Here is a 24,808-nt window from a genome sequence, read left to right on the forward strand (position 1 = left end):
TAGAGGCGCGATATTTTTCATCGTTATATCAGTAGCACTAAGCCTGTTTCGGTACTGCCACTTTATGGAACAAACGATACAACACTGGCACGACAATCAGTGTCAGGACTGTCGCAAAACCCAAACCAAACATAATCGTAACCGCCATTGGTTTGAAGAAAATATCTGGCAACAGTGGGATCATACCAAGGATCGTCGTGATAGCAGCCATACAAACGGGACGGACGCGACTTACCGCAGCATCAACGACCGCGTCATAAGCCTCTTTACCGGACTTCATTTCAATTTCAATTTGGTCCAGTAATACGATGCCATTTTTGAGCACCATTCCCGATAAGCTTAAGAAGCCGAGCAATGCCATAAAACCAAACGGCGTGTTGAGTGCCAACAAACCGGTAGTGACACCAATTAACGCCAGCGGCACGGTAAGCCAAACAATGAGTGGCTCTTTGATAGAGTTAAATAGGAATACAGTGATCAAGAACATGAACAAGTACCCCATTGGCATAGTAGTAAACAGTGACTCTTGAGCATCACCTGAAGATTCGTATTCACCACCCCACTCTAGTGAATAGCCAGGAGGCATTTGAATCGCTTCGATTTGGGGCTGTAAACGTTTTTGCAACGTCGATGCGGTTTCTTCACCTAGAATATCAGGGTCTGCCATCACAGTGAGCATACGCTTACGGTTTTTACGCACAATAATAGGATCCTCCCAACGCATGTCGTAACCCATTGTGACTTGTTGAAGTGGAATAAACTCACTCTGTGCTGGACTCCATATTTTCATGCCTTCAATGTTACGAATATCAATACGTTCATCTTCAGGTAAGCGAGCCACGATAGGCATGAGCGTAGTGCCGTCTCGGTATAAGCCTATCGTCATTCCAGAGAATGACATGGACAAGAAATCATCGACGTCCGATTTGGTAATGCCATAGCGACGAGCCTGACTCTCGTTAAACTGAGGTTCAAGAACTTGGGTTCGTTCACGCCAATCATGCCTGATATTTGTTGCCTGAGGGTCGGCGTACATGATGTCCTTGACCTGAGCGGCTATCGTTCGAAGGACGGTTGGATCTGAACCAATAATGCGCGCTTCAATTTTTGCACCACCACCAGGGCCTAACTCAATCTGTTTGAGCTTGTAATTGATTTCTGGGTAGTTGGCTTTTAAATACTCTCGAAACTTCGCCATTAATGGTTTTAACGCTTCGTAGTTTTCCATACGAGTGGTTATCTCACCATAAGCCGCATAACTTTTCTCTGGCGCGTACGTTAACATGAAGCGCTGTAAGCCTTTACCCGCGGTCGTCGTGATATGGTCAACATGCTCTTGCTTAGCTAACCAACTTTCTAACTCTTTAAGCGTTGTGTTAGTTGCTCGAATATCAGTTCCTTCTGGCATCCATACATCTAACTGAAAAATCGGCGTTGTCGAAGATGGGAAAAACGCTTGCTTCACAAAGGTGAACCCGTAAACACTTGCCGCTAATCCCGCAATCAGCACCACAACGGTAAACCAAGCACGACGCATACAAAACTGAAGAAACTTTTTATAAATAACGAAAATAACCCCGTTATATGGATCATTTTCTTCCCCTTCACCTTGTTTAATCTTCTGGCCTTTAAAGAAGATGTCAGCAAAGAATGGTGTCAACGAGATAGCGGTAAACCAGCTCAACATTAAAGAGATCAGCAGAACCGTAAATAAAGTGCCACAGTATTCGCCCGTCGAGTCTTCAGACAGTCCAATGGGCGCAAATGCAGTTACCGCAATCACAGTTGCCCCAAGTAATGGCCACTTGGTTTGGGTAACGATGTCAGTCGCCGCTTGGAGTCGAGTTCGCCCTTTTTGCGTACCAATCAAAATCCCCTCAACCACGACGATTGCATTGTCCACCAACATACCTAACGCGATAACCAAGGCACCTAATGAAATCCGCTGCAAATCTATCGCGAGATACTTCATGAAAATGAACGTACCTAACACCGTCAGCAGTAAAATTAAACCGATAAGCAGACCTGAACGTAGCCCCATAAAGAACAGAAGTACGATAATGACGATACCGACAGCTTGAGCCAAGCTGACAACAAAACCGCTAACCGATTTATCCACCTCTTTAGGCTGACTGTAAATTTCCGAGATTTCGATACCAACAGGTTGTTGGTACTTTAGCTCTGCAAGGCGATGATCAAACGCTTTTCCGACTTCAACGACGTTGACGCCTTCAGCAAAAGAAACACCCACGTTTAGTGCGAGGCTGCCGTTAAAATTAATAATATTATTCGGGACTTCTACATACCCGCGTTTTATTTCCGCCACATCTTTCAAGAAGATGAGCCCCTGAGCACCCGACTCAGTAATCAACAAATCACCCAGCTCCTCCACACTCTGGAACTCGCCAGTCGGCTGAATTCTGATGTACTCGTCACCAATTCTGATCGCTCCTGCGTCAGAAACCACGTTTTGCGTCGAAAGAAGATTAAACACGGTATCCGGAGCAAGACCTATACTGCTCAGCTTTTTCATCGATACTTCGATGAAAACTTGTTCTTGCTGTTGCCCGGATACCGAAACTTTACTCACACCATCAACCAGTTCGAGCTCTCGGCGTAAGTAATCGACGTAATCCAGTAGCTCTTTATAGCTATAACCGTCGCCAGTCACCGCTAACAAAATCCCGTAAACATCACCAAAATCATCGATCACTTGAGGTTCATTCACACCTGGAGGCAACGTCCCTTTAAGGTCGTTCACTTTACGGCGCAACTCATCCCAAATTTGTGGTAGATCATCAGGGCCATAATTGTTCTTCATCGTGACCGTGATTTGAGATAAGCCTCGGCTAGAAATCGAATTTACTTCATCAACATAAGTAAGCTGCTGAATCGCTTTTTCGATTGGGTACGTCACTTCTTCTTCGACTTGTTGCGGTGTCGCACCAGGGTAAGAGGTCACTACCATCGCATCTTTAATAGTAAAAGCAGGGTCCTCAAGACGCCCTAAACCAAAGAATGCGGCGATACCACCAATCAAAAATATCAGTGCGAACATCCAACTGATGACGCGATTTCGGATGAAGTACGCAGCAATACCGGTCACATCATCATCACTTTGAGGCGCTGATTTATTAAGATCGCTCATAGACCGGCCTCCTGCGTAGCCATTTCCTGTATCACTTCCACTTTCATGCCATCCCTTAATCGAGAAACACCGGCAATCACAACTTTGTCTTTGAGCATGAGACCATCAAGGATTTGAATGGACGTTTTAGATGCCTTACCTGCTCGCACCTGTTTGCGCGATACCGTATTGTCGTCATTCAGTACCCAAACAAATTTGTTTTCGCGCCCCAGCTCGTCACCATCCGCATTAAAAATGGCTTCGATAGGGACATTAATTCCTAGGTTGAGATCAAGCCCAACATTCTCGTCTTTAGACGTTACTTCAACAGCCATCCCATCTAGGATGTACTCTTCTTCCGGCATAGGAAGCGACAGTGTGACAGTAAACGTACCTGTTGTTGGGTCGGGTTCGGTTGTAAATTCTTTTACCGTCGCGTTATATTCGTTACCACTGGGCACGCGCACTAATGCTTTGATCGCGGTAAGCCTTTCTTCCGTTGGCGGTTGGTTCACATAGAGTCGGTCAGGAAGCTGAATCAACACTTCGACTCGCTCCAAGCTGTGAATATTAACGATATGCTGTCCGACTTGAACATTTTCGAATTGGTCGATATTAACTCGCGAAATAATCCCATCCACGGGCGCTTTTAAGGCAGTAAATGATAGACGAAGTTTGGCTAACTGAAGCTCAGCTAAGGCGATTTGTCGTTGTGCTGCAATTTCATCAAACTGAGACTTAGCTAATAGGCCTTTATCGACCAAAGGGCGTGAGCGGCGATACTGACTGTCGACAACAGAAAAACGCGCACTCGCATTATCTACATCCAACTCATAGTCAGTGGGATCTAGTGTTGCAATAACATCACCCTTCGTGACTTTGTCGCCCTCTTTTACCATGATGCTGCTGACTTCTCCTGCCACTCTGAAGCTCAAATGAGAGCGATCCGCTGCATTCGCAACCGCAGGGAAGTACAAGTTGTCATCCACCTTGCTTCCCGCTAATGACGTAACTCTAACTCGTGGCGTTTCGAGCTCTTTTTCTGGCGCCTTATCCCCACAGCCAACGAGAAAAAGCGTTGAAAGTAAAGTCGCTAGAGAGATGATTCCTTTCATATTACAACCCTCTTTCCTTAATCCACGCTCTTACCTTAATTCCGGGTTCAATTACACTGACACCCGAGATAATGATTTGGTCGCCATCGTTAAGCCCAGCTAACACTTGATTTTTGTCATTCATCTCAATTGCGGCTTTGGACACAATGCCTTGCTCATCGACACGCCAAACGTATGTTTTGCCGTTCTCTTCTAGCAACGCGGAGTTAGGAATCTTTGTCGCTCCTGCACTTTTGGACAGGAGGTAAGCATTGCCAGACATTCCCGGCAAAAGGCCTATTTCTGCTGGTCGCTCCATGACCATCGTGACTTTGTAACTGCCCGTTTTAGGATCGGCCTCTGTATCGATTTCCTGAAAGGTTAAATCAAAGGCTCGCTCGGGGAACGCATCAAATATCATTCTGGCAGAGACATCGCTCCCCTGCGTGTAACGATTTAGAAGATAGTCTGGGATTTGGAATATCACTTTGAGGAGTTGGTTGGACTGAATATTCATCACCCCTTCTTTCGCGGCAACATATTCATGGTTTTCTGCTGGAATGTACGAAATGGTTCCATCATATGGCGCGACAAGTTTGGTATACCTTAAGTTTGCCTTTGCTTGATTCCATTGAGCTTTTGCCGAGTTGTGGTTCGCTTTTGCCTCATCAAAATCTTGCTCAGATACTACTTGGTCTTTACGTAGCTTTTGGTATCGCTTGTATTGCACATCTGCGAGCAAAAAATTTGCCCGAGCTTGCTGTTCGAGCAGAGAATATTCATCTGGGTTTAATGACGCCAAAACATCACCTTTACTGACGACTTGACCTTCATTCACTTCTATCGTTTGAAGAAGCCCAGGAACTCGAAATGTCAGTACTGCTCTATCGCCAGCTTCCGTCGTGGCAGGAAAATGTCGCTCAAACTGGGCATTGCCAACAGATACTGTAAATAGCTTCGCAGGGCGCGATTCAGGTTCAGGAACAGGAGGAAGTTCTTTACCGCACCCCGACAAGACAGCCGAGATGGCAATAGGAATGAGCAATCTTCTCATTACATTCATCCATAAAAATTGGGGGATTATTTTTAAAGTAGATGAATTTTGAACGAACTTCCAGAGCGGAAAAGATTAATAGTGCTTTAAAATTAGTAATTTGTGATAAAAAAGCAGGCTTTATGCCTGCTTCAGTTAAATCTTCTTTGGATACAAAATGCCTAGAGCTTACTGAATTCTCTGTTCACCCTATATGTATCAGACGTAACATAAGCTTCCATGTTACGAATTTTGACATCAAGACGGTCAAAATCCCTTTCCAACACACTGAGCAGTTGATCAGGGCTTTGCCCTTTCTGCCAAGGCTTACTTTTGAGCGTATGCTCTTGCTGCGCTCTGATATTTTCAGAATACGTTACTGGTTGCTTTTCTAACATAAACGCCATCGCGATGTACGCTAACAATACCAAAAACGTACCACCTAACAGCGCTGCAGAAATCACTACAATACGAATCAACCAAACTTCTGCACCAAAGTAGTTGGCAATTCCGGCGCAAACACCGGAGATTTTGCCATTTACTGGGTCACGATACAGTTCTCGATTATTCATACTTTCGTCTCCATGTTGGTGACTCAGCATCCAAGATGCGCTCCAATGTATCAACTCGGGACTGCATCGCTTCCGCTTTTTCAGATAGTACCTGAAGGCGCTCTAAATCTTGGCTCGACAGTGCACTATCTGTTTTGCGTTTGCTGCGATAGTGTAAGAAGAGCCATAGTGGAGCGACAAAGATTAAAAAGACAATCACTGGTCCTGCTATAAAAAATGCCGACATAAATGGCTCCTTTCTTATTTATCTTTCGATGACATCTGTTCTTTCAGTTTTGCCAACTCTTTTTCAATTTCGTCTTGTGCCTGCAACTCTGCAAACTCTTGTTCTAGCGATTTAGCATTACCAGTTTGAGCATACAGGTCTGCTTCCGCTTCCATTTCATCCACTTTACGTGAGTACTGCTCAAATTTCGCCATCGCTTCATTAGTGCGGCTAGTGTGCAGGTGTTTTTGCACATCACGACGGTTAGATGCAGTTTGGTTACGAATTGCTAGTGCTTGCTGTTTTGCGCGCGTTTCGGCAATTTTGCTTTCCAACTTACCAATCTCGCCAGTAAGCTTATCGATCGTTTCTTCCACTAAGGTTTGCTCAGTGTGGAGGCCTTTAATCACTTGCTCTAGCTTTTGCTTTTCAATTAACGCTGCACGAGCTAGATCTTCACGCTCTTTCACTAATGCTAAGCTCGCTTTTTGGCCCCATTCGCCAATTTGCTCTTCTAACGTTTCAACCTTACGAGCCAACTCTTTCTTGTCTGCAATCGCTTTAGCCGAGTTAGTACGCACTTCAACAAGTGTGTCTTCCATTTCTTGGATGATAAGACGGATCATTTTTTCAGGATCTTCCGCCTTGTCCAGTAATGCACTGATGTTTGAGTTAACGATATCTGCAAATCGAGAAAAAATACCCATAACGGAACTCCTCTTTTTTCCTATTAAAACTCGACAAGGTGGTGATTAACCTTGTGTCTCCCTGAATATATAACAAGTAACGTGCCAACTTATAATTTTCTTTTAAATCAGAGTATTATTCATTTTGTTGTCGTTACACACTATTGTGCTATGATGTTTTTCACCAACTGTTGGTGAAATTTACCAACTCTATCCCTGAATCATGGCTCGGCTGTTAAATAAGAAGGACTTTATGAAGCAAAACCTGATTGGTGAATCACCTGCTTTTCTCGCTGTACTAGATAAAGTATCACAACTTGCACCCATTGAGCGCCCTGTCCTCATCATTGGTGAACGAGGTACGGGTAAAGAACTCATCGCTCAGCGTTTGCATTATTTATCAAGACGTTGGGATAAACCACTACTATCACTCAACTGTGCGACATTAAGCGAAGGGCTAATAGATTCCGAATTGTTTGGACATGAATCCGGCTCCTTCACGGGCTCTAAAGGTAAGCATAAAGGGCGTTTCGAGCGTGCCGAGGGCGGTACTTTGTTTCTTGACGAACTGGCAACCGCACCACTTTGGGTTCAAGAAAAGCTATTACGTGTCATTGAATATGGTGAATATGAGCGAGTTGGCGGTCATACCGCTCTAAATGCGGATGTTCGACTTGTTTGTGCAACCAATGCCGACCTACCAAAATTGGCAGAGCAAGGTGATTTTCGTGCAGATCTGCTCGACAGGCTAGCCTTCGATGTCATTATGTTACCGCCTCTTCGCGAGCGCAAAGAGGACATTCTCTCTTTAGCAGAGCACTACGCGATGAAAATGTGTCGTGAACTGCAACTGGAATACTTTGTCGGTTTTACGCCAAAAGCGCAGCAGTCGCTTATTGAATATGAATGGCCCGGTAACGTCCGCGAACTAAAAAACGTGATTGAACGTGCGATTTACCAACATGGTCTGAATGCTCACCCAATTGATGAACTGGTTTTCAATCCTTTTGAAACGGTTTGGCACAGCGCGCTTGGCCATAGTGCAACACAAGCAGAACAACAAGAAGAGGAAGCATCAAGCAACACCATCCAATTCCCTCTAGACTATAAACAATGGCAAGAGGAACAAGATATCCATTTACTCAATCGTGCGTTGGAAGAAGCCAAGTTTAATCAACGACAAGCAGCCGAGCTACTTGGCTTGAGCTATCACCAATTACGAGGGATGGTTAGAAAATATGGTTTGGTCGGACAAAGCTAACTTGACCGAGAGTACTCAATCAATACACGAGCTCGTGACTGCGCTCTAATTCGCATGCATTTATGGCATAACACCTTACAGTGTATGGATTTTATGTTTGGAGCGAGTTCACAAAGGTGATAAATTAGCGAGATCATTTTCGCTTGTTAGCTTTGAAAGAGTAAGATCAAACGAAACGAGCAAGATCCAATGAACATTTCATATTATGAATGCTTTTATAAGATTATCGCTGAGCCTTATTGGGATTAGCCTACTGACCGCTTGTGGCGATGAAATTGACCACAATGATATTCGCAAAGCTGGCTTTGTGTTTTGCGGACAAGGTAAGCCGACCACGTTTAACCCTCAGCTTATTGATAGCGGTATTACCGCAGAGGCTCTGAGCCCGCAGCTGTACGATACGCTGCTCACGCTCGATCCTAAATCACATCAGCCCGTGGCAAGCATCGCCGAGAGTTGGTCAGTAAATGAATCAGGGACGGAATACACGTTTAAGCTTAAACGTGGTGTTAAATTCCAAACCACACCTTGGTTCACACCCACTCGCCCATTGAATGCAAAAGATGTGGTATTTAGCTTCAAGCGAATCATCGATGTAGACCATCCTTTTCACCAAGTAGGTGGTGGTTTTTATCCATGGTTTGCAGGGTTAGATTTTCAAAACCTACTCCAAGACGTGGTTGCAATAGATGAGCATACGGTAAGGTTTACGTTATCTCAGCCAAACTTTTCTTTCTTGGCCAATATTGCCACCAGCCATGCGGTTATCTTGTCTTCGGAGTATGGACAGCAATTGGCTGCAAAAGATCATAAAGAAGAAATCGACCAACTTCCTATCGGTACCGGCCCTTATCAATTAAAAGAGTACCAAGTGAACGACTTGATTCGATTAGAGCGTCATTCAAATTACTGGAAGTCACCAGCAAAAATGGAACAAGTGGTGTTCGATATCTCTCACAGAGGGACGGGTACATTAGCTAAACTTTTAAGAAACGAGTGTGACGTACTCTCTTCACCTATTTCGAGCCAAATACCTGTCATTCAAGAAAATGACAACCTTGAGCTGACGGCTACACCAGCTAACAACGTTTCCTTTATTGCGATAAACACAGAAACCACCGCGCTGAGTGATGCTCGAGTTCGCCAAGCTCTTAACTTAGCGATCAACCGTCAAAATATTTTAGATTCGGTTTACTACGGAACTGGCTCCCAAGCTTATACCTTGCTACCACCTAATTCATGGGCTTATCAAAAAGACAGCGTAAAAATTCGTTATGACCGGAATTATGCATTGGCACTACTTCGAGATGCAGGCTACGAAGACGGCCTAGAATTGACCATGTGGGTACCACTTGAACCACGTGCTTTTAACCCAAGCCCTCGCAAGACCGCGGAGCTAATCCAAGCGAATTTTGCCGATATTGGGGTTAAATTAACGCTACTTACCGATGATAGGTTTGAACGTGTGGATTTGGAGAACATCAACGATATCGATTTACTTTTAACAGGTTGGATTGGTGATACCGGGGATCCTGACAACTTTTTCCGCCCTTTATTATCTTGCGAGTCTGATCGCGTTGGCCTTAACGTGTCCATGTGGTGTAACGATGACTTCGATTTCTTGCTCGATTTGGCGTTAGAAACTCAAGAACCGCGTTACCGTTTGAACCTATATCGCCAAGCACAGAACATTTTGAATCAAGAGTTCCCGGTTATTCCTCTGGCGCATGGCGTGCAGTTCCGTGTGCACGACAAATCGCTGACAGGCTTCAAATCAAGCCCTTTCAATGCCCAACCGTTTGATAGAGTTGAGAGAATTCACTGATGTTTTGGTATACCGTTCGACGCTTTAACCTATTTATCATCACTTTGATGATCCTTACATTAGTGGGTTTTTCTCTGCTTCGCCTTGACCCTCTCTCGCACTGGGCAAACGTTGATTTTTGGTCTGGTTGGCAAACTTACTTAATCAACCTATCTCAACTCGATTTTGGCATAAGTAAAAACGGCAATGCGATTTACGACGAGCTCGCCGTTGTATTCCCAGCCACTTTGGAATTGTGTTTCTTTGCCTTTTTGGTGTCCCTTTTGATCGGCATTCCACTTGGAACCGTGGCTGGGATGAAGCAAGGTAAATGGCTCGATACCAGCATTTCATTCATGTCAATGTCTGGTTATTCCGCCCCAATCTTTTGGGTAGCTCTGTTACTTATCATGGTCTTTTCATTGGAATACCAACTCTTTCCCGTTGCGGGACGGTATGATTTACTTTACGAAATTGATCATGTAACCGGGTTTGCCATTATCGACGCATTCATGGCGAAAGGCGAATACCGCGCTCATGCACTGCAAAGCGTTATTGAGCATATGGTGCTGCCATGTTTGGTGCTCGCTTTGGCTCCAACCACCCAGGTTGTCGGACTAATGCGTTCCTCGGTAGCGGAAGTGATGAGCCAAAACTACATCCGTGCAGCGAGAATCAAAGGTCTTTCTAACCGCGAAATCGTAACTCAACATGTATTGCGGAATGCGATACCGCCTATCATTCCCAAAGTTGGTGTTCAACTTTCGAGTATGATTACCTTAGCTATCATCACGGAGTCTATTTTTAACTGGCCAGGTATTGGTCGTTGGCTTTTAGATGCGCTAGCAAGCCAAGACTATGCATCTATCCAAGCTGGCGTGATGGTACTTGCGACTTTGGTTCTTACCGCTAACATTCTCTCGGATTTGATTGGCGCGATGATTAACCCTTTAGTTCGAAAGGAATGGTATGCTAACAAATAACGTTTATCAGGAAGAGCGCATTCCAACACAGTTTGAGCGTTTTTGGCGAAGCTACCGCGCCAACGGACTAGCCATGTTTGGCTTGTGGTGCTTGGTGTTTATCGTCCTTATTACCATTTTTGCCCCCCTACTTGCACCATTTGACGCCCAAGCACAGTCTGGTGAATTGCTTGTGCCGCCGTCATGGGCCCCAGCAGGAACGGTTGATTACTTTTTGGGGACCGATGACTTAGGTAGAGATATTCTTTCGCGCCTGATTATGGGCTCTCAGCTGACATTTGGCGCTGCTGTCGCCATCACCGCAATTGCTGCCGTTGTAGGCTGTTTAATTGGCGTATTAGCAGGTATGACGAAAGGCTTACTGTCGAGTACTCTCAACCACTTGCTCGATACCGTCATGTCGATCCCGTCGCTCTTATTAGCAATCATTTTTGTGGCATTTCTAGGCTTTGGTGGGTTCAATATTTTACTCGCAATCTGCTTGGCTTTGATTCCGCGTTTTATTCGCTCCGTTTATATCGCAGTCCACACCGAAGTTGAAAAAGACTACATAATGGCAGCACGCCTTGATGGCGCTAATGATTTCTACTTACTGTGGAGTTCAATTCTTCCTAACATTCTGACGGTCATTGCCGCTGAAATCACACTCGCGCTCTCTGCTGCGATTTTAGATATTACGGCACTGGGTTTTCTTGGCCTAGGCGCACAGGCCCCAAGCACCGAGTGGGGAGCAATATTAGGTGACTCTGTCGAGCTTATTTATATTGCACCTTGGACAGTGACCCTACCCGGCCTGACCATCATGTTTACTGTTATTACCCTAAACTTAGTAGGTGAAGGTGTACGTCAAGCGCTTAATGCGGGGATCGAATAATGCCGTTGTTAGATATTCGACATTTGACCATTGAGATCGAAACACCTCAAGGGTTGGTCAAAGCCGTTGACCGAATGAGCCTAACTTTGAACGAAGGCGAAATTCGTGGTCTTGTAGGTGAGTCTGGTTCAGGGAAAAGCTTAGTTGCAAAAGCGATTGTCGGGGTAAGTAAAGATAACTGGCGCATCACCGCAGACCGTATGCGCCTTGGCAATATTGACTTGCTTCAGCTTACACCAAAAGAGCGTCGGCGCGTCATTGCTCGTGATATTGCGATGATTTTCCAAGAACCTTCAACTTGTCTTGACCCTTCAGAGGAAGTCGGGCGTCAATTGATTGAATCCATTCCATCTCGCGCATTTGAAGGGAAATGGTGGGAGCGATTTAAATGGCGTAAAAAACAGGCCATCGCGCTTTTGCATAAAGTGGGTATTAAAGATCACAAGCGTTTAATGGGTAGCTATCCTTATGAACTGACTGATGGTGAGTGTCAAAAAGTCATGATTGCCATGGCGATAGCGACCAAACCAAAGTTGCTGATCGCAGATGAGCCAACCAACGACTTAGACCCGATTACCCAATCGCAAATTTTGCGTCTGTTGAGCCGCATGAACCAACTTAATAACACAACCATTCTGCTTATCGGCCACGACTTAGCGACCATAACACAGTGGGCAGGACGTATTACGGTAATGTATTGTGGTCAGTCGGTGGAGTCTGCCGATACCAGTAAAATCATTGCGGCACCCAAGCACCCGTACACCGATGCCTTGCTTAAAGCGATGCCTGACTTTAATGATTGGGTACCACACAAGCAAAAACTCCAATCCCTACCGGGCTCGATTCCGCCATTGCAGCATCTACCTATCGGTTGTCGCCTCGGACCACGTTGCCCATATGCGCAGAAACAATGTGTAGAAATTCCACACACCAGACGAATTAAGAATCATAAATTTAACTGCCACTTTCCATTGAACACGGAGAAAAAGTCATGAGTGCGTTACTTGAAGTCGATAATTTATCGAAGCAATTTGTTACGCGCTCCCGTCTGTTCAAACGCCAGGTTAATGAGGCAGTAAAACCGGTAAGCTTTACTTTAGAGCCAGGGCAAACTATTGGTTTTATTGGTCAAAACGGGTCAGGAAAATCCACACTAGCTCGTATGCTTGCTGGCGTTGTTGAACCAAGCTCCGGAGAGATCCGTGTGAATGGCGAACGATTGGAGCACAAAGATTACGCGACACGCTGCAAGCTCATCCGCATGATTTTCCAAGATCCAAACACATCGTTAAACCCACGAATCCAGATTGGTCGTATTTTAGAAGGTCCGCTAAAGCGAAATACCAACATGCCGCCAGATGCGCGCATGCAGCGTGTAAAGAACACCCTGCTCCGCGTAGGATTGCTGCCTGAGCACGCCTATTTTTATCCACAAATGCTAGCTGCCGGTCAAAAACAGCGCGTGTGTTTGGCTCGTGCACTTATTCTTCAACCTTCCATCATTGTCGCTGATGAGGCGTTAAACGGTTTGGATATGGCAATGCGCTCGCAGATCATTAACTTATTCCTCGAGTTGCAAGAAGAGATGGGATTGTCATTTGTGTACGTGTCTCAGCATATTGGCATTGTTAAGCATATTACTGATAAAGTGATGGTGATGCATGAAGGTGAAGTGGTCGAGTTTGGCGAGACCAACCAAGTACTGACTCATCCCGAGCATCCTATTACTCAACGACTAGTCGAAAGCCACTTTTATAAAGCGCCAAGCCATCAAACAAAATAGCTTATCAAAGATGTAATCGTTCAAATGTAAAGAAGCCTGCTTTAACGCAGGCTTCTTTATTGCATGGGTACTAATCAAAGAACTAACGGCGGCTCGCTTGTTTGCGCAGTTCAAAATCAAACTCGTCAGGAAACAATACGACCCCTTCTTCATTTTGATTTGGGAATACAACAATCGATAGCTCGTCATCCTCTAGACCAGAGGTCCAACGGCTGTGCCACTTGTTTAGAGAGATCGCTTCTGGCTCGCAATCTTCCCAATCACCATTCGCCCATTGCAAAGCGAACTCTTCGTTTGGCCATACTGGTACACAATCATCATCTTCTGTATTTAACATGACACAGCCATGTTCGTCTTTCAGAATCCAAACCTTACGATTCGCCACAATCTCTTTTACGCAGTACTTTAAACGTTGCTCTTCGTTGTAGCGATTAATGGTATCCATCTGCTCTTGGGTCAGTTGCTCAGACATATTCGTCTCCTATTTCCCATAGAAAAATGCCCGCAGCTAGGCGGGCATTTAAAGTATATGCTAGAAAATTAAGCTAGCTCAGTTTGAAGCCAAGGCCAACCTTGCTTCTTACGACTTAGCGTGTTTTCCATCATTAGCATGCCGTCTTTTTCGTGCTTAACAAGCTTCTCAGCCCACTCACCTTTGTATAGAAGACGAGTTTGAGCAGTCGTGATGTCTGTTAGCATTACAGCAGCGAACGCTAGGTTATCTTTCTCACAACGAGATTCTAGGTCTGCTTCTAGTGCTTCGATCATACCGTCAACTTGCTCAAGAGTTGCAAGTTCAACTTGCCCAACCACTACGTCACGACCGTTGAATGGGTAACCTTTAAGGTCTTTCTCAACAAGCTCAGCCGCTGATAGACCTTCGATGTTTGTTTTAGCAATTAGAAGATCTTTAGTGAACGCGTCAACATCTTGTACGTCTGCGATTGCCGCTAGTTCAGCAACGGCATCTTTGTCTTTTTGTGTACAAGTTGGAGAAGCAAAACCTACTGTGTCAGATAGAATTGCTGACATCATTAGCTTAGCAATTTGTGGAGTAATCGCGTGACCTTCAATCTTGAACATGTTGAATAGAACAGTGTTGGTACAACCAACAGGCCAGATCCATGCTTCCATTGGGTTTACTGTCATCACGTCACCTAGACGGTGGTGGTCAACAATACCCGCAATTTCAGCTTCTGCGATATCGTCTGGTGCTTGTGCTAGATCTGAGTAATCTACTAGCCAAACGGTCTCACCCGCAACTGATGTGCGAAGCTCAGGAACTTCAGCGCCAGCAACTTCTAGGATGTGCTGAGTTTCACGGTTGATTTCGCCTTGGCGAATTGGCATAGCTTCAACGCCACGCGCTTTTAGAAGTTCAGTTGCAACGAGTGCACTACAAATACTGTCACTGTCTGGGTTCTTATGACCTACAACTAGAATCATGTTTCTTCCTATTCAAGTCAATTTTATACGCCGCCTAATACAGTTAATTAGGGCGTGTTTGCTCACAAAGGCCGATACTTTACCTGATTTCAGAGAGTTTGACACGAAGAAAAGTTCACAATGCTATTGCGAATAAATCTCATTTACATATAATGATAATTATTCCTATTTGCATTTGAGTAAACGATGAACGCGACCCAATTATTACACTCTGCACAACAGTTGTTTCAGCCTACTCAGTTTCGTTTAGCTTATAAGCGATTGCTGATCCCTATCGTCATGCTCATTTTGCTAGGCAATGAAAATACACGTGACGTAGCCGTACAGACGCTATCCGACTCATTCTGGGCAGTGTCATGCTATGTTGCTGCCACATTGGCTATTTATCATTATCTTTCAAACTTTATGTCGAAAACCAATCGAATTACCGAGCTCTACCATCGCTCGCGTAATCATCAGGTTTTCTTTGCTTCTTTATTGGGTGCTTTGCCTGGCTGTGGTGGCGCTATTGTTGTGACAACGCAATTTATTAGTGGCCGAGTGGGATTTGGTGCGATTGTCGCGGTACTTACTTCAACAATGGGTGACGCTGCCTTTTTACTTCTGGCCGCCAAACCAAGTGTTGGATTAGGCGTGGTTGGATTAGGCATTATCGTGGGTACTCTTTCAGGGTTAGTCGTTAATGCTTTTCATGCTGATAACTTTCTGCGACCAGAACCAAAAGAAGCACCTCAGACACATGCTTGTTGCCAACACCAGACAGACCGACACACGCCTCTTGAACAACGTGCAATCAATCTACAAGGCGCATTTTGGAAATGGCTTATTGTGCCTGCTAGTGTCGTTGCTGTGTTAATGTCTTTCCAAATAGATATTAATCAGTTGCTATCTTTGAAAGCCAACACCATTGAATGGCTGGGCGCTATCTTCGCGGTGATCACAATGTCATTATGGGCGATGACCAAAGAACTTGGCGATTATCAGTCAACGGTCTCTGAAGATGAAAAAATCGTGGACTCACACCCGATTCAAAAAGCAGCACAAGATACGAATTTCGTCAGTGCTTGGGTGATCGTTGCTTTTCTGGCGTTTGAGCTGACAACCTATTTTTCTGGACTCGACCTTGTAGAAACCTTTTCTCATTGGGGAATTTGGATGCCATTAGCTGGCCTAGCCATTGGTATGTTGCCTGGTTGCGGACCGCAAATTTTAGTCACTAGCCTATACATTTCTGGTGCAGCGCCACTTTCTGCGCAACTGGCCAATGCGATTTCTAACGATGGTGACGCCCTATTCCCCGCCATTGCAATGGCACCGAAAGCTGCTTTGGTCGCGACTATTTATTCGTCCATTCCTGCGTTTATTGTTGGATACGGGTATTACTTTTTATTCGAGTTCTAACGCCCAGAGCATCAAAACGAGAAAGGAGCCGCAATAGGCTCCTTTCTTGATCTTGGTATTGGGCGATTTACTTCACGTTATGCTGTAACGATCGCTTTCGCATTGAGCCCTTTATCCACGCTCACCATTAACAACTGGCAAGGTTCTTGGTTTAGCTTTTCCCCTGTCCAGTAATCATACCAGTCCACCGGTTGATCAGACGTCAGCGTAAATTCCATCGCTCCGTAACTCGCATAATTAAACAAACAATGGAGGTCATTCTTCGTCGTTAGTTTTAAAAACGCGTGATTTAAACTCAAAGCGGTAAACTTTGCAGATTGTTGGTTACGTTGTTGACGTAACATGAGCTTAGACAGTGTCTTCTTAGCAAACGGTGTAATCTCAGGGAGCGGGTCACCAGACAGCAGCAAACCACCACTCGCTAATAACACCGTGCGATGAAACTCATACTCTTCTCTGGATGCAGATTGATTAGCTAATGAAGTGAACGTGGCGCAATCCGGGTCAATTTGCCACAGTTTTCGGTGCTGCCAACTACGGTAAAAGGTTTCTTTGGCTATCTGTTCGAATCGACGACTATGACGCTCTACATCGTCAGAAACACGCATTGCATCCACAAGCCCCAGAGATGGCCACATTGGCGCGTTGCAACCTAAAAGCCACGCATCACCAGCGCCTTTGGCAATCGCTTCCATACCCATGCGGTAGGCTTCTACACCGGTGACACCCGATTGGCTTCGTTTACCTTTTAACGTGCCCCAGTAGTTTGCGTCTAATTTGAATAGCTCAACGCCCCACTCTTGACGCATAACAGAGACCACATGAGTTAGGTGATCTTGCACTTCAGGGTTTGAAGTATCGAGAATGTACCAAGGCGTGCATCGCCAACCACCGTATGTGACATCTTCTGCTTTAAGTAAGCTTCCATCTTTGTGGCGAACAAACCAATCTGGATGCTGTTTGAAGATCTCCGACTCAGGCTGAGCAATAAAGGGCGCCATCCAAATCGCCGGCTTTTTGCCTTTTGCACGGATACTATGAATGAGCTCTTTTACGCCACCAGAAAACTTATCTGATGGGGTTAACCAATCGCCCATAAAGGCTTGATAGCCATCATCCAGAAGTACCCACTCCAGGTCTTCGAGCTTATCTTGCATGCAATCAACGTTCTGCATGATGTTTTGCTCTGTCACGTCTGCGTAGTACGCGTACCACGAACACCAACCAACAGGCGCATCTTGTGTCACACCTTGGCGAACAGGATGATGCTTTGCAATCATCTCGCCATAGGTTTGATAAAGCTCGGACAGCGATTGACCACAGAGTACCGCCACGGATTCAAGTTGATTACTTTCCCAATCCGCCACTTGAGTCAACTCACCATCAATTGCGGCTGATAAAACCCAATGCCCATCACGCAGCACAACATCAAAATAGCCTGCAAAGCGATGACATGATGTGAAGCCAAATAATGTGTAGCCCGCTGAACCTTCCACCACTAAATAGTTGTAATAACGCTTAGGTGCATTTTTAGGGTAGATTCGATAAGAAGGATTATTGTCTGGGCAGCGACCAATATCAACGGGGTGATTGATCGTTCCCTCCGTTTGCGCCAACATTTGAAAACCATCCCCAATTACGTTGGCCTCGTGCTCGTACAAAAACGGCATTTCGAATAACACTTCACGGTCCGTAAAGGTTTTATTGTGAAGGCCAGCAAAAGAAAAATGTAATTGATTACCCTCGACTTCAACTTGGAAGTCATTGTTATTTACAGTGATCTCAGTGTGATTTGCTAATTGAATGCTCTGAGCCATAAAGAGTCTACTCACTTAATTATTATTGTTTAGCTTGGCGCATTATCTCCTGCTTGTCTCACCCAATTCGTTACCATCATCACGAATATCAGTCTCGTTTAACGTTATGAAGTTACTATTGAGACAACGCTCACTGAAATTTTGATAAAAAAATACCAGCCCTGAGGCTGGTATTTGGATTTATGCAAACTGCACTAATTAAGCAACTTCGATCGGACCACCAAATGAAGTGACTGGCGGCACTTTACCTGTGAACTTCTCGAAGTCTACGATACATGTGTTCGCAGAAGTCGCCTGTGCAAGCTCAGAAGAACCGATGTCTTGCGTTAGGGTGTTAGGATCACCGTAGGTACAGATTGCGCCTTCTTTCTCGTTTAGAGGACCGTACCATGCACCTTCTTCGATACGAATAACGCCACGTGGGTAGCTGTCAGTCAAAACAGCACCAGCTAACAGCTGACCACGACCGTTGAATACACGTACCAAATCACCATCTTTGATACCTTTTGCTTTGGCATCCGCTGGGTTGATGTAAACCGGCTCACGACCTTGTACCGCGTAAGTCGCGCGGAACTCTTCAGACTCACACATTTGAGAGTGAAGACGCTTATCAGGGTGGCAAGACTGCAACCAGAATGGGTATTTATCTGAACCAGGACCACCGTGTGAACGCTCTGATTTTTCGAACCACATTGGGTGCTCTTGACAGTGTTCGTAACCGTAACGGCCGATCTTGCGTGATGTAATCTCGATGAAGCCAGACGGTGTACCTAGTGGGTTAAGCTCAGGGTCTTTACGGAAGTCCGCATGACGAACCCAAGGTTTACCTTCACCGAAGTCTAGTACGCTCTTCTCCCAGAACTCGTTGAATTCTGGCATTTCAAACTTACCTTCGTTCGCTTTTTTACAATCGTTGTAAAGGCTTTCGATCCATTCCATCTCGCTCATACCACGAGTGTATTCTTCGCGGCGACCAAAACGCTGAGTGAGTTCACTCATGATTTGGAAGTCAGGCTTAGATTGGAACAATGGATCAACGAGACGATGCATCGCAATCAGACCTTTGTTCGAGTATGAACCGTATACGTCGATGTCGTTACGTTCCCATTGCGTACACGCCGGTAGAACGATATCTGAGAAACGACATGTCGCAGTCCAAGCAAACTCGATCGTTACAACCGTTTGAAGTTTGCGGAACGCTTTCTTCATGCGGTTACGATCTTGATGGTGGTGCCATGGGTTACAACCCGAGATAACCATCATCTTGAAGTCTGGCAGTTTCACTTTACCGCCGTTGTAGTTGATCTCTTTGCCAGGTTCTAGCAGACAGTCGATCCAACGTGCAACTGGGATAGTACGACTGTAACCGTTAAAGTCGTTGTTGTCCCACTTCGGTTTCATACCTTGGTCAAGGTTACGAGGGAAACCACCAGGGCCCGCGAAACCAGTAGAAGGCACACCGATACTTGAGTAATGGTGACCGTAAGAGATACCACCGCCAGGTAGACCGATTTGACCAACCATTGCAGCAACCACAGCCGCTGCCCAGTATGGCTGCTCACCGTGCTCTTGACGCTGGATACACCAACCCATCAGGATCTGTGTACGACCGCTGACTAGCATGCGTGCGAATTCACGGATCTTGTTCGCTTTCACGCCACAAATCGCTGCTGCCCATTCAGGCGTCTTCTCTACTTTGTCTTTTGTCTTACCTTGAACGTATTGAATGAACTCTTCAAAGCCGAGACAGTAAGTATCAATGAATTTCTTATCGTACAGGTTTTCGTTGTACAACACGTGTGCCACAGCGAGCATGAACGCTACGTCTGTCAGCGGGTTGATGTACAAGTGATCGTTCTCTAAGTAGCGCTGAGTTTTGTTCTTCACTGGGTCTACAGATAGAACGTTGATCTCACCTTTCGCCACTTTTTCTTTTAGTTGTGCAAGGTACTTAAACGACTCATGCGTTTCACAGTTCCAACCTACTTGAAGGTTTTTCACTGGGTCGTTAGCCCAAAGAACGATGTTGTCAGAGTTTTCTAGGATCTCAGACCAAGACGTACCTTGTGCGTACACTTCGGTTGAACCTAGCACGTACGGCATAATGGTTTGACCTGCACCCGTCGAGTAGTCACCTACTTTAGTGATGAAGTTGCCATGCATACCTACTGCACGTTGCATGTGCGCAGTACAGTTGTTAAATGAACCCGTTTGGTTCCAACCTGTTTGACCTGCATGCAGCGCCCATGGGCCGTAGTCTTTTTGAATACGTTCTAGCTCACGGTAGAACAAGTCTAGCGCTTCATCCCAAGTTACTCGGATGAAACGGTTGTTACCGCGAGTATCCGCGCTGTATTTATGTTTCTTCAACCAATCTAGACGAACCATTGGGTAACGAACACGTGAAGGGCTGTAGATAATACCCTTAATGCCGTTCAACATTTCTGTTGGGTTTTTGTCTAGCTCTAGCGGCTTGATCTCTTGAACTTTACCCGCGTAGATGTGGGCGCGGAACGCGCCCCAATGAGAACCGGTTACTTTCCAAGTACCTGTCGTCTCAACGGCATTTGCAGAGGCGGATGCCAATAAGCTAGGACCAATTACTGACGCTGCACTTGTGGTTGCTACACCTTTAAGAAAACTTCTTCGTGTAATAGCCATTTAAAATTACTCCAATCCGACGCTTATTAATGGTGACCTTCAGCATAATCTGAAGAGTGTTTCTGTAGATACTTCAAGATCAGTGCTTCACTGTCTGTATCTAGGTTAACGAACGCCAACATACCGTCGAACATACCTGGCCAGGTGTTCGCGTCGAAGTGCGCTTCCGCAGGTTGAGTGTGACATACAGAACAATTGGTCTTGTAGGCTTCACGAGATTTTTCCCAAACAGGATTGATGTCGTTCAGCATAGACTCTTTCTTAATCCATACTTTCGCCGCTACTTTTTCCCAAGGAAGGCCTGTTAGCTCATCCACTTTTTTCTCACCAGTCGTCACAATGTTGCTGTCTGTTGCTGCTTCTTTCATCAGAGACGCAGTCGCAATGTTCTTACCGAAGTCTTCTTGAATTACACGACCAAAACCTTTTGCTTTGCGCCAACCGTCAATTTCGATCTCAACAAACTCGCCTTTGTCTTCAAGAACTTTAACGGTCGATGCAGGATTAAGAAGACCAGCTTCTTTACTGCCTTGCGCATCAAAGTAAATTGGTAGGTGACGAACGCTCACGAGTTGCTGACCAACGCCGTAATCCGTGTTAGAAGTCATACCCTCTAGATCACCCACGATACCGCCAATGCTGTCCATGCCTGCTGGTAGGTTGTGCGCAATACCCTTGTGACAGTCAACACAGCTTTGATCTTTCTCAGCGGCTTGCTTCATTTGGATACGAGCCGTAGGAGACATTTGCTCGAAATCCATCGATTCGTAGTTGTGACAGTTTTTACACTCCAGAGATTTGTTTGCCGAGAAACGATCCCATTCGTGTTTAGCAAGTTCGATACGACGCTCTTCGAACACACCCGGTTCGTCGTAGTTGCCAAATACTTGTGCAAATACTTCTTTAGAAGCTTGCATCTTACGAGCGATCTTATCTGTCCAGTTATGTGGAACGTGACAATCAGGGCAGGTAGCACGAACACCAGAGTGGTTTTTCCAGTGCACCGTTTCTTGTAGCTCAACGTACACGTTGTCACGCATTGTGTGACAACTAATACAGAATTCTTCTGTGTTGGTTGCTTCTAGAGCGGTGTTAAAGCCACCCCAAAAGATAACACCAGCAATAAAGCCGCCCATAGTCAGCACACCTAGGCTGATATGTACAGCTGGGCGCGTCATGGTACGCCACAGTTTAATGATTAATGATTTCATTATTTGCTCTCTTAAAATCTTTTCAAAAGTGTGGTTATGAGCTCACTGGCTTACATGCCGTGCGCGCCTGGAGGTCCAAAGAAGAAGACTTGCAACATCCAAACGATGAACCCGTAGCCGCCAACAAAGGCCACACTCAGAATTGGGAAGAGAACAACTGCAATGAAGAGGAATGACTTCCACTCCAGGGAGCGTTTTTCACCACTCTCAATTTTATTAACATCACTCATACATTTGCCTATTTTGTATCTAGTGTTATTGAAAAGCCCGCGTAACCAAGCTTAAGTTTTTTACAATCTCTAATGAAAAATGTTAGACCATACTAATAGTAGGGTTCAATCAAATAAGCGACCTCAGACCTTGTAATTCAACACTTTTTTGAGCTCATCCAGAGATATGATGGATTGATGTTATTTATTAAAAAACATGAACAGATGTGACAAAATAAGTCTTTTAAGGAGTTGTTAAATAACCAACATTTAAGAAACATCGATCACATTTAAATCGTAATTACCATGCCATAAATCGACTTAAAAACTCCGAAAAAGATATCCACTTGTAAACAGAATGCTGCGTATTAATGTCTAAAATAGCACTCAAGGTTTACTTTAAGAACAGCAAAAAGTGCACATAGTGGTTCATATAAAGGGGAGGCTTAGATACAATTATTCGCGTATTTTCAAGGAGCGATTATGGATAACGTGGTGGATATAAGCTGGGTCAAACTGGCACTGTTTGGTTTGATTTTATTGGTCCCCTTCTTTATCAATGCCCGCTACAAATTAGGGATAGCAAAAGACACCATAATCAGTGTTATCCGAATGACACTTCAGCTCATATTGATTGGCGTGTATTTAGAATATCTTTTTCAATTAAACAGCTTACTTGTCAATATACTTTGGCTTGCCATCATGCTACTGATTGGTGCCAGCTCAATTGCGGGAAAAGCTCACTTACCTAAAAAGCCACTTATGCTTCCGCTACTAACGGGCCTTACCTGTGGTCTAATACCACTTCTGATAGCAATTACAGCAGGCCTAGTGCAACCATCCCCTATTTACAATGCGCAGTACATGATCCCACTTGCTGGTATGTTATTGGGTAACAGCTTGAGTAGTAATATCATCGCTCTTCAGAATTTGTTTACGGCTTTTGAGCAGAGACAAGCAGAATATGAGGCTGCAATCTCACTTGGAGCCTCTCCTCGCTACGCATCCTTCCCCTTCATTCAAGAGGCTCTTAGAAAGTCCCTTGCCCCGACTTTAGCTTCTATGGCCACTACAGGACTGGTTACCTTACCGGGTATGATGACCGGTCAAATTCTAGGTGGCGCGAGCCCGATGGTTGCGATTAAATACCAGTTAGTAATTATGCTGGCTATTTTCGTCATGTTGAGTGCCTCCGTAACCATAACGTTAGAAATGACATTGCGCTGGGTACAAACCAAAGAAGGCCGAATCAAGATAAAAATCGAGCAACCCGAATCGACCAAAACTCACGGTTAGTTGGCGCTTGTGGGTAAAGCCCGTTAAACAACTTATGGTGCCAAGTCGAACGTACTTATAACTGAATAACTCAACTATTCTTCGAGCACTCATCAAGACGCTTTCAGATGAAAAGTCAGGCAGAATTCTTTTTGATATAAGCCTCTAATTTTATGAAATTTTCTTTGCAAGTTTAGATACGCACGACCTTTGATACAGGTTATCCACAGAAAATGTGGATAAGCCCCCAAAACCCATACGCAACCAGAAACATAGCAACATAAGTGATCAATCGAATCGTCATGCATTGATCACGTGACTGACATGTTCTAATTTTATAGTAAAGGCAGTGACCACAAACTTGGAGAGACGTACATGGATGTCTTAATGATCAAAGAAAATTACGATGAACTCCTGTCCGATGCACCTCTGGATTGGCTCGTTCAAGAACCAAAGGAAGTAACTTCTCATTGGCTCCCAACCGATTTTGGCATCAACGAAGAGTTGATTTAGCATGACTCGACTTATTTGACATTTGCAGAGACAAATAAAAAGAAAGGCGAACCATCTGGTTCGCCTTTCTTGTGATCTTCTAAACTTATCGCAAATGGTTATCTTCATCGCGTAGATAAATCATCCAATACCACATGCCAACAAATACGCCACCACCAATAATGTTTCCTATCGTAACAGGAATTAGGTTGTTTACGATGAACCCCATCATGTTTAAGTCCGCGTAGTTTGCAATATCTGCCCCTGTCATTTGCCAAAACGCTTCTGGCGCAAAGTACTTAATACCAATCGCCATAGGTACTTGGAACATGTTCGCAATACAGTGCTCAAAACCTGCCGACACGAACATAGCCACAGGCAAAATCATGACCGCTATTTTATCTGTCAATGTTCGCCCACTAAACGTCATCCAAACTGCAATACAAACTAATACGTTACACATAATGCCAAGCGCAACAGCAGCAAAGAAACCATGATGTAATTTGTGTTGGGAGATCGCCATCGCGTTAAGACCAACTTGGCCATGATCAAACATATATTGCTTGGTAACTAGCATACAGGCCACGAGCAAAATGGCCCCAACCATATTGCCAAAGTAAACCACCAACCAGTTTTTGATAAGTGCTTGCCAAGAGATTTTTCCACTCGCACGCGCAACTAGTGTTAGCACAGAGCTAGTGAAAAGCTCGCCGCCAGTAACCACCACCAAAATCAAACCAAGGCTAAATGCCAGACCACCAATGAGTCGTGTAATGCCCCAAGGCAGCTCGCCTGCGCCTGTCGTTACTGTGGTATAGAAGATGAAAGCAATACCAATATGAAGCCCCGCAGAAATGGCGAGCAGAAAAGATTT

The 24,808-nt window shown here is 44.9% G+C and carries 22 protein-coding genes; 9 read left to right on the forward strand and 13 right to left on the reverse strand.

Annotated features, from left to right (window positions below):
- Window positions 1-37: 37 nt before the first annotated feature.
- The 6 genes from vmeI to pspA all read right to left on the reverse strand — a co-directional run bounded on the left by vmeI (window position 38) and on the right by pspA (window position 6,738).
- On the reverse strand, window positions 38-3,148 hold the full coding sequence (gene vmeI, locus R7E00_RS13330; protein WP_262606120.1) for an efflux RND transporter permease subunit VmeI: 3,111 nt from the start codon (window positions 3,146-3,148) through the stop codon (window positions 38-40).
- Complete coding sequence (locus tag R7E00_RS13335; protein ID WP_205460897.1) at window positions 3,145-4,242, reverse strand: efflux RND transporter periplasmic adaptor subunit; 1,098 nt, start codon at window positions 4,240-4,242, stop codon at window positions 3,145-3,147. Before R7E00_RS13335 ends, vmeI begins: the two co-directional genes overlap by 4 nt.
- A gap of 1 nt (window position 4,243) precedes the next feature.
- Window positions 4,244-5,275, reverse strand: coding sequence for an efflux RND transporter periplasmic adaptor subunit (locus tag R7E00_RS13340; RefSeq protein WP_213907831.1), 1,032 nt, complete (start codon window positions 5,273-5,275; stop codon window positions 4,244-4,246).
- A 161-nt stretch (window positions 5,276-5,436) separates the two neighbouring features.
- On the reverse strand, window positions 5,437-5,826 hold the full coding sequence (gene pspC, locus R7E00_RS13345) for an envelope stress response membrane protein PspC (protein WP_017820868.1): 390 nt from the start codon (window positions 5,824-5,826) through the stop codon (window positions 5,437-5,439).
- Window positions 5,819-6,052 (reverse strand): envelope stress response membrane protein PspB, encoded by a 234-nt coding sequence (gene pspB / locus R7E00_RS13350; protein WP_005378117.1) that lies wholly within the window; start codon window positions 6,050-6,052, stop codon window positions 5,819-5,821. The genes pspC and pspB overlap by 8 nt, the downstream gene beginning before the upstream one ends.
- A 14-nt stretch (window positions 6,053-6,066) precedes the next feature.
- Window positions 6,067-6,738: a phage shock protein PspA gene (gene pspA / locus R7E00_RS13355; RefSeq protein ID WP_005378119.1), complete on the reverse strand. Its 672-nt coding sequence runs from the start codon at window positions 6,736-6,738 to the stop codon at window positions 6,067-6,069.
- Between the two features lie 232 nt (window positions 6,739-6,970).
- Here pspA and pspF point away from each other — a divergent pair, with 232 nt between their 5' ends.
- The 6 genes from pspF (at window position 6,971) to R7E00_RS13385 (ending at window position 13,422) form a co-directional block, all read left to right on the forward strand.
- Window positions 6,971-7,978, forward strand: a complete 1,008-nt coding sequence (gene pspF / locus R7E00_RS13360) for a phage shock protein operon transcriptional activator (RefSeq protein ID WP_213907829.1) — start codon at window positions 6,971-6,973, stop codon at window positions 7,976-7,978.
- A gap of 205 nt (window positions 7,979-8,183) precedes the next feature.
- Window positions 8,184-9,803: an ABC transporter substrate-binding protein SapA gene (gene sapA, locus R7E00_RS13365; protein ID WP_065274377.1), complete on the forward strand. Its 1,620-nt coding sequence runs from the start codon at window positions 8,184-8,186 to the stop codon at window positions 9,801-9,803.
- Window positions 9,803-10,765, forward strand: coding sequence for an ABC transporter permease (locus R7E00_RS13370; RefSeq protein WP_005378122.1), 963 nt, complete (start codon window positions 9,803-9,805; stop codon window positions 10,763-10,765). The genes sapA and R7E00_RS13370 overlap by 1 nt, the downstream gene beginning before the upstream one ends.
- Complete coding sequence (locus tag R7E00_RS13375; RefSeq protein WP_005378123.1) at window positions 10,752-11,639, forward strand: ABC transporter permease subunit; 888 nt, start codon at window positions 10,752-10,754, stop codon at window positions 11,637-11,639. The genes R7E00_RS13370 and R7E00_RS13375 overlap by 14 nt, the downstream gene beginning before the upstream one ends.
- On the forward strand, window positions 11,639-12,634 hold the full coding sequence (locus R7E00_RS13380; RefSeq protein WP_005378126.1) for an oligopeptide/dipeptide ABC transporter ATP-binding protein: 996 nt from the start codon (window positions 11,639-11,641) through the stop codon (window positions 12,632-12,634). The genes R7E00_RS13375 and R7E00_RS13380 overlap by 1 nt, the downstream gene beginning before the upstream one ends.
- Window positions 12,631-13,422 carry an ATP-binding cassette domain-containing protein gene (locus R7E00_RS13385; protein ID WP_005393308.1) on the forward strand — a complete coding sequence of 264 codons (792 nt, stop codon included), beginning with the start codon at window positions 12,631-12,633 and terminating at the stop codon, window positions 13,420-13,422. Before R7E00_RS13380 ends, R7E00_RS13385 begins: the two co-directional genes overlap by 4 nt.
- An 82-nt stretch (window positions 13,423-13,504) precedes the next feature.
- On the opposite strand, the gene R7E00_RS13390 is transcribed toward R7E00_RS13385, so the two are convergent.
- Together R7E00_RS13390 and R7E00_RS13395 are read right to left on the reverse strand one after the other, a co-directional pair.
- Complete coding sequence (locus tag R7E00_RS13390) at window positions 13,505-13,894, reverse strand: DUF2750 domain-containing protein (protein WP_005378129.1); 390 nt, start codon at window positions 13,892-13,894, stop codon at window positions 13,505-13,507.
- Window positions 13,895-13,962: 68 nt separating this feature from the next.
- A complete protein-coding gene (locus R7E00_RS13395; protein ID WP_017634678.1) occupies window positions 13,963-14,868 on the reverse strand; it encodes a manganese-dependent inorganic pyrophosphatase in 906 nt (301 codons plus the stop codon).
- A 186-nt stretch (window positions 14,869-15,054) separates the two neighbouring features.
- On the opposite strand from R7E00_RS13395, the gene R7E00_RS13400 reads away from it, so the two are divergent.
- A complete protein-coding gene (locus R7E00_RS13400) occupies window positions 15,055-16,269 on the forward strand; it encodes a putative manganese transporter (protein WP_005378133.1) in 1,215 nt (404 codons plus the stop codon).
- Window positions 16,270-16,346: 77 nt separating this feature from the next.
- On the opposite strand, the gene R7E00_RS13405 is transcribed toward R7E00_RS13400, so the two are convergent.
- The 4 genes from R7E00_RS13405 to torE form a co-directional block, all read right to left on the reverse strand.
- Window positions 16,347-18,086 (reverse strand): glycoside hydrolase family 36 protein, encoded by a 1,740-nt coding sequence (locus R7E00_RS13405; RefSeq protein WP_262606121.1) that lies wholly within the window; start codon window positions 18,084-18,086, stop codon window positions 16,347-16,349.
- A 198-nt stretch (window positions 18,087-18,284) separates the two neighbouring features.
- Complete coding sequence (torA, locus tag R7E00_RS13410; RefSeq protein WP_262606122.1) at window positions 18,285-20,747, reverse strand: trimethylamine-N-oxide reductase TorA; 2,463 nt, start codon at window positions 20,745-20,747, stop codon at window positions 18,285-18,287.
- 26 nt (window positions 20,748-20,773) lie between these two features.
- On the reverse strand, window positions 20,774-21,958 hold the full coding sequence (gene torC / locus R7E00_RS13415; RefSeq protein ID WP_005378139.1) for a pentaheme c-type cytochrome TorC: 1,185 nt from the start codon (window positions 21,956-21,958) through the stop codon (window positions 20,774-20,776).
- 50 nt (window positions 21,959-22,008) lie between these two features.
- Window positions 22,009-22,188 (reverse strand): trimethylamine N-oxide reductase system protein TorE, encoded by a 180-nt coding sequence (gene torE, locus R7E00_RS13420; protein ID WP_005378141.1) that lies wholly within the window; start codon window positions 22,186-22,188, stop codon window positions 22,009-22,011.
- Between the two features lie 462 nt (window positions 22,189-22,650).
- On the opposite strand from torE, the gene R7E00_RS13425 reads away from it, so the two are divergent.
- Together R7E00_RS13425 and R7E00_RS13430 are read left to right on the forward strand one after the other, a co-directional pair.
- On the forward strand, window positions 22,651-23,463 hold the full coding sequence (locus R7E00_RS13425) for an ABC transporter permease (RefSeq protein ID WP_017634681.1): 813 nt from the start codon (window positions 22,651-22,653) through the stop codon (window positions 23,461-23,463).
- A 366-nt stretch (window positions 23,464-23,829) separates the two neighbouring features.
- On the forward strand, window positions 23,830-23,955 hold the full coding sequence (locus R7E00_RS13430; protein ID WP_254903806.1) for a hypothetical protein: 126 nt from the start codon (window positions 23,830-23,832) through the stop codon (window positions 23,953-23,955).
- 85 nt (window positions 23,956-24,040) lie between these two features.
- On the opposite strand, the gene focA is transcribed toward R7E00_RS13430, so the two are convergent.
- A partial coding sequence (gene focA, locus R7E00_RS13435) for a formate transporter FocA (protein ID WP_318124434.1) occupies window positions 24,041-24,808 on the reverse strand: 768 nt, incomplete at its 5' end.

The sequence above is a fragment of the Vibrio sp. Vb1755 genome (assembly GCF_033338635.1).
GTDB lineage: Bacteria > Pseudomonadota > Gammaproteobacteria > Enterobacterales > Vibrionaceae > Vibrio > Vibrio alginolyticus.